Origin of the sequence: uncultured Clostridium sp., from assembly GCF_910588715.1 — a bacterium.
Classification (GTDB): domain Bacteria; phylum Bacillota; class Clostridia; order Clostridiales; family Clostridiaceae; genus Clostridium.
The window spans coordinates 1-1,577 of sequence record NZ_CAJURG010000033.1 but is presented as its reverse complement, the minus strand read 5'-3'; the positions used below and the strand labels follow the sequence as shown (position 1 = coordinate 1,577).

Genomic DNA, 1,577 nt, shown 5'->3' with positions numbered 1-1,577 from the left:
ATAAAAGACTAACTATTAATTGTCAATAGGATTATTAAAAATTTTTTAATAATTTTATATAAATAAAAATTTGCATGACTAATAACAGTTTCAAAATTGATTTTTTAAAACTGTTAAATAATGTAAATATGTACTTTGAAAATTTCATTGTTAGCTTAAATTAAAAGGTATATCATCAGTTAAAATCTTGAAGATAATTCTAACTAATTTATTACAAACATGACCTAACGCTACTCTATGGTTCTTACCTTGAGAACGCTTGTCAAGATAATAGTTGTGAAAAGTTTCATTATTGTATATAATAAGAAAAGCAACTCTATAGATTGCATAGCGAAGGTAGGTAGAGCCACGTTTAGATATTTTCAATGATTCGGATTGAAAATTTCCAGATTGTTTAACAACTGGATCTAAGCCAGCAAATGCTAGCAATTTAGAAGGGTTGCTAAATTTTTTGATGTTATCAATTTCGCTAATAATCATTGCACCTAAAGTATACCCAACACCAGGTATTGTAAGAATAGGTGAGTTTATGATTTCCATAAGAGTCATAATACTAATATCAATGTCATTAATTTGTTTTTGGTATAAATGTAGCTGTTTAATTAAGCATTGAATTTGTAACTCAATGGCAGGATTATCAAGAGCTACACTTTCTTTAGCTAACTTCTTTAATTGCAAGGCTTTTTCTTGATTGTATCTACCATGAGAATTGTTGTAAAGCAAATTAGTTAAACCATCAATTCTAGCAGAACGAATAGCCTTAGCAGAGGAATATTTTTCAAGTAAAGCATAGGACACTTTTAAATGTAAATTACCTTTAAAAAAGCATGCTAATTCAGGAAAAACAATATCTAAACAAGCAGTTAATTGTGTTTTAAGTCTAGTTTGTTGTTGTATCATTTCTAATCTAAATCTAGAGAGACGTCTAAGTTTAATCATATCAATATTTTTAGATGAAACTAGAGAATATTTCTTTAGCATTAAACATTGAACAATTAACATAGTATCAATTTTATCAGTTTTAGTCTTTCTAATGTTAGAATCACGAAGAGAATCAGTTTGAATTGGATTAATTACTGCAATCCTATAATTGCGTTCATATAAAAACTGAATAAGATTTTCTGCGTAATGCCCAGTAGATTCTAATCCAATTAGAGGGTCTTGAAAATTCTCAATTTCTTCAAGTAATTTCATAAAACCCTGATGAGAATTTTCAAAAGAAAAAGGCTTTACGATAACTTTACCATCTGAGCTAACAACAGACGCAAAGTGTTTTAATTTGGCAATATCAATGCCGATGTAAACCATAGTGTTTACCTCCTGTAATAAAATTTATCAACAACTGTGACAACATCCAACGAGTTTTATTACTTGTAACCTTGCGTGAAATGAAAGATCAAAGTCTTATCTAACTAATTACCAATTAATAATAAAACTGTGGCAATATTCTTTTATTAGTAGTTTAAACTACAAGGAGGAATAAGAGTCCACAGTGTTAATAAGAAAATTATATCACGGAAGTGACATAATATAAAGTTTTGGGTAACTTTAAACCCTAAATATATTATACAAGGAGG

At 28.3% G+C, this 1,577-nt stretch carries 1 protein-coding gene; it reads right to left on the bottom strand.

Going from position 1 to position 1,577, the window contains the following annotated elements; genetic code table 11:
• Positions 1–150 precede the first annotated feature (150 nt).
• Positions 151–1,308, bottom strand: a complete 1,158-nt coding sequence (locus tag QZ321_RS12445; RefSeq protein ID WP_294197066.1) for an IS110 family transposase — start codon at positions 1,306–1,308, stop codon at positions 151–153.
• Positions 1,309–1,577 lie beyond the last annotated feature (269 nt).